The 6,545-nt window shown below is 44.8% G+C and carries 9 protein-coding genes and 1 riboswitch; of the genes, 6 read left to right on the top strand and 3 right to left on the bottom strand.

Going from position 1 to position 6,545, the window contains the following annotated elements:
- Positions 1-22: 22 nt before the first annotated feature.
- The gene (gene mce / locus B2U56_RS02555; protein ID WP_286952093.1) at positions 23-424 is read right to left on the bottom strand and encodes a methylmalonyl-CoA epimerase; all 402 of its coding nucleotides are present in this window, start codon (positions 422-424) and stop codon (positions 23-25) included.
- Between the two features lie 262 nt (positions 425-686).
- Positions 687-1,145: a universal stress protein gene (locus tag B2U56_RS02550; protein ID WP_286952091.1), complete on the bottom strand. Its 459-nt coding sequence runs from the start codon at positions 1,143-1,145 to the stop codon at positions 687-689.
- Between the two features lie 89 nt (positions 1,146-1,234).
- Between B2U56_RS02550 and B2U56_RS02545 the strand changes: the two genes are divergently transcribed.
- Complete coding sequence (locus B2U56_RS02545) at positions 1,235-1,915, top strand: prepilin peptidase (protein WP_286952089.1); 681 nt, start codon at positions 1,235-1,237, stop codon at positions 1,913-1,915.
- On the opposite strand, the gene B2U56_RS02540 is transcribed toward B2U56_RS02545, so the two are convergent.
- The gene (locus B2U56_RS02540) at positions 1,912-2,727 is read right to left on the bottom strand and encodes an alpha/beta hydrolase (protein WP_286952087.1); all 816 of its coding nucleotides are present in this window, start codon (positions 2,725-2,727) and stop codon (positions 1,912-1,914) included. The genes B2U56_RS02545 and B2U56_RS02540 overlap by 4 nt on opposite strands.
- A 111-nt stretch (positions 2,728-2,838) precedes the next feature.
- A riboswitch (TPP riboswitch) is annotated at positions 2,839-2,947 on the top strand.
- 55 nt (positions 2,948-3,002) lie between these two features.
- Between B2U56_RS02540 and thiT the strand changes: the two genes are divergently transcribed.
- From thiT to thiW, 5 genes are read left to right on the top strand one after another with little or no spacing between them, the layout of a single operon-like run.
- Positions 3,003-3,506 (top strand): energy-coupled thiamine transporter ThiT, encoded by a 504-nt coding sequence (gene thiT, locus B2U56_RS02535; protein WP_286952086.1) that lies wholly within the window; start codon positions 3,003-3,005, stop codon positions 3,504-3,506.
- A 26-nt stretch (positions 3,507-3,532) separates the two neighbouring features.
- Positions 3,533-4,270: an ABC transporter ATP-binding protein gene (locus tag B2U56_RS02530; RefSeq protein ID WP_286952084.1), complete on the top strand. Its 738-nt coding sequence runs from the start codon at positions 3,533-3,535 to the stop codon at positions 4,268-4,270.
- Positions 4,267-5,013 (top strand): ABC transporter permease, encoded by a 747-nt coding sequence (locus B2U56_RS02525; protein ID WP_013047671.1) that lies wholly within the window; start codon positions 4,267-4,269, stop codon positions 5,011-5,013. Before B2U56_RS02530 ends, B2U56_RS02525 begins: the two co-directional genes overlap by 4 nt.
- A gap of 29 nt (positions 5,014-5,042) precedes the next feature.
- Positions 5,043-5,987, top strand: a complete 945-nt coding sequence (locus B2U56_RS02520; RefSeq protein ID WP_286952082.1) for an ABC transporter substrate-binding protein — start codon at positions 5,043-5,045, stop codon at positions 5,985-5,987.
- Positions 5,962-6,492, top strand: a complete 531-nt coding sequence (gene thiW, locus B2U56_RS02515) for an energy coupling factor transporter S component ThiW (protein WP_286952081.1) — start codon at positions 5,962-5,964, stop codon at positions 6,490-6,492. Before B2U56_RS02520 ends, thiW begins: the two co-directional genes overlap by 26 nt.
- Positions 6,493-6,545: the final 53 nt, after the last annotated feature.

Below are 6,545 nucleotides of genomic sequence, written 5' to 3'. Positions count from 1 at the left end.
TCGTCATGTCTCAACTGCCCCCTTATCGCTCTGAGAGTTCTAATAAAACTCCACCCGTTGATTTCGGATGGACAAAAGCAATTTTTGCGCCCCCGGCACCATATCGCGGCGTTTCGTCAATGAGGCGAACCCCTTTTTCTTTCAACTCTGCAAGGGCTTCTTCAAGATTTTCCACACGCAGTGATATGTGGTGTAGGCCCTCTCCCTTTTTTTCAATAAATTTCGCAATAGGACTGTCATCTCCTGTTGCCTCTAAAAGCTCTATTTCTGTATCTTTAACGGGAAGGAAAGCCGTTTTGACTTTTTGCTCCTCTACCTCCTCCACTCCTGTGCACGCTATCCCGAGGGCAACCTCCCAGACTTTCAATGACTCCTCAATACTTTTCACCGCAATACCAATGTGGTCAATTGTAGTAACTTTCATACACTAATCCCCCTTAAGAGTTTGATATACATGGGAAAATTCATATCTCTTTCTAGTTAAGTTTCAGAATTCAATGATACTAATCTTAACAAAGAAAATAAGATTTTTCATATGAAACTCACTTTCATACACTAAAATAAGAAGATAATGCCATTAGAGGCGCTACTTACCAATGGGCGATAAAAGCAAACTATTTGAACAAACAAAAGCCCCTCGGGTAGTTTCCCCCAAGGGGCCCTGTCTGCACTTTTTAAAGTCGTTTTTATAAAATATCCAGTCCAGGCCGATAGATAAGCACAGAACAATGAGCATAACGGGCTACGTTTGCAGCTGTACTACCCACCACAAGCCTCTCTATAGTGCTCTGCCCCCGGTATCCAATAACAATAAGGTTGTAATCCCCTTCCTTTGCGTAATCAATAATCACATCTGAAGGACTTCCCTCTTTTACGATCATGTCGTATTTTACGTTAGCGAGTTCCGGCATACGCTCTTTAGCTTTTCTGAAATAATATTCTAGTTTTTTCCGAGCTATTTCAGATATTTCCACATCAATTTCCGGTGGAAGCCAGGGCTCATATCCTTTCCAAAGCGTAGGATGGGGCATCACGTGAATAAAAGATGCATGGACTCCTAACCGCAGGGCCAGAGAACACCCGTAGGCAAAAACCTCCTCTGAAACTTTACTCAAATCTACGGCAACAAGAATTTTCTTCGGCACGATTCTTCCCCCCTTAAACTTTGTAGTGGTACTATTATAAAGGATAACACAGGATAATTTTCAATACTCGAAATAGTTTGAGGTGGAAAATGAAAAAAATATTATTGATACCTCTTTGTATCTTATTCTTTATTTTAGGGGCTCTCATTGAAAAATTCGCAAGGAACTTAACCCGGGATCTTTATCTTTCTGAAACCTCACGGTTTCGAAGTTTCTTCTCTCGGCCATGGATTCCCGGAGCGTTCTTCATGGTTTCGGGTCTTTTGCTCTTTTATGTATGGGGGGGATCCTTTTCTTTCTTTATAGCCTTTTTACTTACAGTGGGACTGTTTTTTTCAGCTCTCACCGACTTATACAGCGGTTATATTTTCGATGCCGTTCCCGCTGTAATGGGTGTAGGCAGCTTTGTTTTCCGATGGGCAGCTGGAACATCCCCTCTTTTTGATGGGATAACGGGAGCTCTCGTGGGCATTGTCATTATGGCTTTTATTCGCTGGATCAGTAGGGGCGGTATGGGAATAGGCGATGTCAAACTGATAGGCGGCATGGGATTGGGTCTGGGGCTCCCCCTTACGCTCTATGGACTCTATATTGGGATACTTGTTGGCGGCATTGTCGCTGGCTGGCTTCTTCTTACTCATCGTGTCCATAGAAAACAACCTATACCCTTTGGTCCATTTATTGCCCTTGGAGGGATCATAGCTCTCGCCACTGCCCCCTTTTTAGGAACCTATTTTAATATAGTCCTTGTCTGGCCATGGGGTTGTTAATCTCTATTGTCAAAAAATGGTCCTAAATAAGAAACCATTTTCTTCAGTGGTTCTATAGATGGTAATCCATATAACTTTCTGAAAGCATGATCCGCCCCTGGAATAATAATAAATCGCTTCTCAGGAGTATCCGCCGCGTCAAAAAGACGACGGCATGCCTCTTCGCTGAAAGTGTTGTCATTTTCACCATAAAAACTTACAAACCATTCTGTTTTTATGGAACGTACAGATTTGTAAAGGAGGGCGTTATCTCCTATGGTATCGAGGATGGGGAGTCTCAATGTAGTTGAAACATCATCTTTATCAATACTATCCCCACTCCCTGAAATAATGATCCCAGAAGGGGATACAGAGAAAACTGGCTGGGGGAAGCCGCCTTCCCGAAGCTTTGTCTGATAGCCGCCACCAGCAATCATAAGAGAATGAATACCGCCCAGGGAAAAACCCCATAAATAAATCTCTTCAGTTGGATGGCGCTTTTCAATCTCACTCAAGGCAACACATACGTCGTATAGATCCATCCCATAGGTTTTCCCCTGAAAAGCCGTCCGAGCCCAGCGATCCCTATCTTCTTTAAAAGAATCGCGATCCCGCCGCAAACGACTTGTTTCAGTTAAATAGACCGTAAGGCCTAAGGGAAGCAACATCCTCGCAAGGACTGCATATTTATTCCCCTCATGGACAGAGGCGCATCCGTGAACTCCATGGAAGAGGACGATCACCTTACCCACACTGTCCTTAGGAGAAAGGCGACTGACAAAAACCTTTTCATCACCATAGGCGCCTTTAAGTGTAAAAATTTCTTTTTCCATTAGAAGCCCTCCTGCCTGATTGACGAAAAACGACTTCTTTTTTAAATATATTACTCTTTTCCCATGATTTGACAAACGACGTTAAATAGAGCAAAATAATATTAATAAATTACAGCGTACTGGGGGAGTCGGCGAAAACCGGCTGAGAGGAGACTGGTGGTCTCGACCCCTGGAACCTGATCCGGGTCATGCCGGCGAAGGGAAGTCAGACAAAATCTTCTAAAAGAAATTTCTCTCCTTCCTCCGGCAGTCCCTCATATAAGGAGGATTTTTTTATGCCCAACAAAACCCGAATTCTTGTTGAAGGTGCCCTAGCGGTAGCCATGACTGTTGCTTTTTCCTATATAAGGCTCTGGCGAATGCCCCAGGGGGGGTCTGTTACCCTGGAAAATGTGCCGTTGCTTATTTTCGCCCTTCGACATGGACTTAAATATGGTGTTGGTGCCGGATTTGTGGCTGGAATTATACAACTTACACTGGGCGGATACGTAGTACATCCCATACAGGCACTTCTTGATTACCCCCTCGCCTTCGCCGCTCTCGGCCTTGCCGCATTCGTTCGAAAGCCTCTTTGGGGAGGGCTTACCCTCGGAACCATTTCTCGCCTCTTCTGTCACGTACTTTCAGGAGTCATATTTTTTGGAAGTTACGCTCCTGAGGGAACAAACGTCTGGCTCTACTCCATCATATACAACGGAAGCTACATGGTGCCCAACCTGATTCTGGGCATTTTTGTTACTTACCTGGTCTGGGGAAGACTGAGTCGTATCGGGCAATGATATAGTCCTGTCGATCAGAAACCGAAATGCTTCGTCTCAGCCACCTTGGGAAAAAATACAATGGTCTACCTGTAATCGACCAGTTCGACCTGGATATAGAAAACGGTTCTTTCTCTGTACTTATTGGACCTTCAGGATGTGGAAAATCCACTCTTTTTGATCTTCTGACAGGAACTATAGAGAGAGAATATGGCACTATGGAATGGATTGGTGAAGCTGTACCCCACCTAGGCCAGATTGCAGCCTATATGCAGCAGAAAGACTTGCTGTTGCCCTGGCTCTCACTGATGCAAAATGCTATGCTTCCCCAGGTCTTCTCAAAGGAGAAACATCTCAGAAAAGATAAGGAGGCGAAGGATCTATTTGCACGCTTTGGCCTCAATGGATTTGAGGATTATCTTCCCGGGGCAGTTTCAGGGGGTATGAAGCAACGATGTGCACTCATCCGTACTCTTATGTTCGAGCGGGAAATTGTATTGCTCGATGAGCCTCTCTCCGCTCTTGATGCCATTACAAGAAGAGGCCTGCAATCATTGCTGCTTTCACTCCAGAAAGATTTTAAGAAAACTGTATTGATGATCACCCATGACATTGACGAAGCTCTGTACCTCTCTGACACAGTACTTGTGCTTACTCAGGCTCCCATGAAAATTAGGGATAGAATTACCCTTCCATCAGATAAACCCCGCAACCTCGATTCATCAAAATATATAGCCATAAAAAAACGGATCTTTTCTGAACTGGAAGAGGAAATGCAATTATGAGCTTCGTTAAAAGAACCGTCGTTTCTACAGGACTTCTCCTCCTGCTTTTCCTTTTATGGGAAGGGGCATGTCGTCTTGCCAATATTCCTATTTTTATTCTTCCTGCTCCCTCCAGAGTTCTGTTTGTTGCTGTAACCCAGGCCCCTTTGTTGGCATATCATGCAGCTATGACAGGCATTGAAATAATATTGGGAATCTTTTTTTCTATTACAGCCGCCATTCCACTGGCAGTGGTAATGTTTGTTTATCCTTCTGTGGAACAGGCTTTTTCCCCTCTTCTTGTGGCATCACAGGCCATTCCAGTTTTTGCATTGGCTCCTCTGCTTATCGTCTGGTTTGGCTACGGCATCTGGAGCAAGGTCTTCATGGCTGCCATTATTATCTTTTTTCCCATAGTCGTGAATCTGCTTGAAGGGTTAAAAAGTTGCGATAGCGATTATAGAAAGCTCTTTCACCTTATGGGTGCCCCTTTTTTTCAATCCTTCCGTTATCTTTACTGGCCATGGGCCCTTCCCTACTTTTTAGCGGGACTGAAGGTAGGAGTATCGGTAGCCACCATTGGAGCTGTCATTGGGGAATGGGTAGGGGCCCAAAGGGGCCTTGGGTATCTTATGATCCAATCAAATGCAAGGCTTCGAGTAGATCTTGTTTTCGCTTCCATCCTGTGGCTCACTGCCATAGGAATATTCTTATGGATCTTGGTGGGTGCAATAGAGAAAAGAACACTCACATGGACTAGATAAAAAAACTCTTTAAAGGAAGGTGTGCGCTATTGAAGAAGATTGCCGTTATCCTTTGTCTCGCTCTATCCATTTTTTGTTTCTCAGCTAATTCTCTTTTTGCTGTTGACAAACTGTCCCTTATGCTCGACTGGTTCCCCAATATAGATCATTTGCCACTCTTTGTCGCCAAAGAGAAGGGAATATTTGAACGTCACGGGCTGGAAGTATCCATTCTCAGTCCTTCTGAAACGGCAGACCCCCTGAAACTTGCTGCTTCTTCTCACGTTGATCTTGCAATTGCCTATGAGCCCCAGACAATTATTGCCGCATCCTCTGGCATTGAAATCAAAGGGGTAGGCCGCCTCATAGGACATCCTCTTACCACATTGCTTTTTATCGGGGGAAAGAACATTGAAAAACCTTCAGACCTCGAAGGGAAAAAGATAGGATACACTGTTCCTGGCATGATGGACCTTCTTACCGACGGGTTCGCAAAAGAAAACGGCTTTCAAAAATACGAGCTTATCAATGTGGGATTCACTATAATCCCCTCTCTAACCACAGGAAAAGTTGATGCTATTATGGGGCCCTACAAAAATTATGAGGTAGTGGAACTTGAGCAGCATGGCTACACTCCCGGATATTTCGAACTGGAGAAATACGGAATCCCAGACTACGACGAACTTGTATTTGTAACAGGAGCCACAACCCTCAAAGATAAAGAACGCCTCATCAGGCGGTTTAGAAAAGCTGTACAAGAGGCTATCGAAATGATACGAAAAACACCTGAAGAAGCACTGGGAGTCTATTTAAAAGCAGTTCCTGAAGCTCCGAGGGAACTGGAGACGGCAGCCTTTGCACGAACTCTCGACCTTTACGCCCATACTCAGGACTTTAGCGTGGAAAAGTGGCAAAAATTCGCAGATTTTGCTGCCTCAATTGGAATGATAGACAAGGAGGTTCTTGTTCATGCCATTCTCTGGAACGGAAAATAACGCCTCTATTTCATCATCACGATTACATATAAAAAAGCTGACCGTTGCCGGACTCCTTGCTGGGGCAGGAGTTCTCCTTTCGGGAATATACATCCCTGTGGGACCGACAAAATGTTTCCCCTTCCAACATACTATTAATGTTTTGGCAGGGATCTTACTGGGACCATGGTGGGGAGCATCTATTGCTTTTGTTACAAGTTTTATTCGAAATATGATGGGAACTGGAAGTCTTTTCGCCTTTCCAGGCAGTATTCCTGGAGTTCTGATGGTGGGGTTTGCCTACCGCCTCTTCAAAAAAGACTGGGCAGCCCTGGTGGAGCCGCTGGGAACTGGCCCTATAGGCGCCACCCTTTCTGCCCTTGTAATTGGGTCGGCCATAGGAAAAACCCCTGCGCTGGGAGCTTTGCAGTTCGCCTTTCTTGCTAGCAGCATCCCTGGCGCTCTTCTGGGTTTCGCCCTTGTCATTATGACAAAGCGAATGGGCATTTTAAAAGACCTTTCATAAATTACACGGGCTGGAGATACTCCTCCAGCCCGTGTTTTACCCTAAAATATATT

Origin of the sequence: Aminobacterium sp. UBA4987, assembly GCF_002396985.1 — a bacterium.
Lineage (GTDB): Bacteria > Synergistota > Synergistia > Synergistales > Aminobacteriaceae > Aminobacterium > Aminobacterium colombiense.
Note: the sequence above shows the minus strand (reverse complement) of the source record. Positions and strands in the feature narration are given on the sequence as shown.

What these genes read in the sequence shown, in the direction of transcription:
- mce (WP_286952093.1), bottom strand. Translation starts at nt 424, where the DNA reads ATGAAAGTTACTACAATTGACCACATTGGTATTGCGGTGAAAAGTATT.
- thiT (WP_286952086.1), top strand. Translation starts at nt 3,003, where the DNA reads ATGCCCAACAAAACCCGAATTCTTGTTGAAGGTGCCCTAGCGGTAGCC.
- B2U56_RS02540 (WP_286952087.1), bottom strand. Translation starts at nt 2,727, where the DNA reads ATGGAAAAAGAAATTTTTACACTTAAAGGCGCCTATGGTGATGAAAAG.
- B2U56_RS02545 (WP_286952089.1), top strand. Translation starts at nt 1,235, where the DNA reads ATGAAAAAAATATTATTGATACCTCTTTGTATCTTATTCTTTATTTTA.
- B2U56_RS02530 (WP_286952084.1), top strand. Translation starts at nt 3,533, where the DNA reads ATGCTTCGTCTCAGCCACCTTGGGAAAAAATACAATGGTCTACCTGTA.
- thiW (WP_286952081.1), top strand. Translation starts at nt 5,962, where the DNA reads ATGCCATTCTCTGGAACGGAAAATAACGCCTCTATTTCATCATCACGA.
- B2U56_RS02525 (WP_013047671.1), top strand. Translation starts at nt 4,267, where the DNA reads ATGAGCTTCGTTAAAAGAACCGTCGTTTCTACAGGACTTCTCCTCCTG.